1 protein-coding gene is annotated in these 866 nt (G+C 57.3%); it reads right to left on the reverse strand.

Features of this window, described 5'->3' with window-relative positions; translation table 11 throughout:
• A partial coding sequence (locus VRK_RS21265; RefSeq protein ID WP_197413080.1) for a VCBS domain-containing protein occupies positions 1-866 on the reverse strand: 866 nt, incomplete at both ends.

The following is an 866-nucleotide window of genomic DNA, read 5'->3' on the forward strand; positions in this document are numbered from 1 at the left end:
ACCCGCGCCCAATGCGTCGTAACCCGACGCATCAAAACTGTAAGTCCCGTCGGCATTGAGAGTCAAACCGGTCACATTGGACTCGGTGCTGAATGTCAGGCTGGCGTTATCAGGTAAATCGACATCGGTCGCCGTGATACTGCCGGTAATCGTCGCATCTTCGGCGACGACGGCTACCGCCGCTTGCGCCACCGGGACGTCATTGGTGCCAATCACAGTAATCGTTAAGGTGGTCGTATCCGTCGCACCGCGATCATCGGTCACGGTGACAGGTACGGTAATCACCTGTTTTTCACCCGCGCTCAGCGCATCATAACCGGATGCGTCAAAACTGTAAGTCCCGTCGGCATTGAGGGTCAGCCCGTTCACGGTAGAGTCGGTGCTGAAGGTCAGACTGGCATCCGCCGGTAAATCGACATCGGTGGCGGTAATATTACCGGTCACCGTGGCATCTTCGGTGACTGTATTGGTCGCTGCCTGCGCAACCGGCGCATCGTTGGTACCGGTCACAGTAATGGTGAGTGTTGTGGTTGCAGTGGCGCCCTGATCGTCAGTGACGGTTACCGGCACTTCAATCACCTGCGTCTCGCCTGCGCTCAGCGCATCATAGCCGGAGGCATCAAAACTATAACTGCCGTCGGCATTGAGGGTCAGGCCATCCACGGTGGATTCTGTGCTGAAGGTCAGCGTCGCATCCGCCGGTAAATCGACATCGGTGGCGGTAATATTACCGGTCACCGTGGCATCTTCGGTGACTGTATTGGTCGCTGCCTGCACAACCGGGGCATCGTTAGTGCCGGTCACAGTAATGGTGAGTGTTGTGGTTGCAGTGGCGCCCTGATCGTCAGTGACGGTTACCGGCACTT

This window comes from Vibrio sp. MEBiC08052 (assembly GCF_001506075.1).
In the GTDB taxonomy this organism is placed as follows: Bacteria; Pseudomonadota; Gammaproteobacteria; order Enterobacterales; family Vibrionaceae; genus Vibrio.